The organism is Spirulina sp. CCY15215 (genome assembly GCF_016888125.1).
GTDB lineage: Bacteria > Cyanobacteriota > Cyanobacteriia > Cyanobacteriales > Spirulinaceae > CCY15215.
This window is the reverse complement of the sequence record NZ_JACSWA010000522.1, coordinates 1-287: the sequence shown is the minus strand read 5'-3', so window position 1 is coordinate 287 and position 287 is coordinate 1. Positions and strand designations below refer to the sequence as shown.

The window sequence follows — 287 nt, the reverse complement described above, 5'->3', positions numbered from 1 at the left end:
TGTATTTTTAGCTAAAAAACCTGAAGTGTTAAAACGCATTCTATCTCAAGCAAAACGCCCTTTAAGGGATGCGTCGGCTGTCAATTCTACTAGATGGTCTTTGTTCAACGCTTTACAAGCTATCGGACTAACAACAACCACAGGGTCAGGAGGTAAAACTAAATTCAACAGAACACGATTAAAACTACCTAAAGAACATTGGATTGATGCAGCGTGTGTAGGCGATGTTAATAATTTAGAATTATTAACAAGCAAGCCATTGCTAATCAAAGCAACAGGTCATGGAA

At 38.0% G+C, this 287-nt stretch carries 1 pseudogene; it reads left to right on the top strand.

The window, feature by feature from the left end:
* Positions 1 to 287, top strand: a pseudogene (locus tag JUI58_RS17830) (HNH endonuclease); the annotation flags it as partial.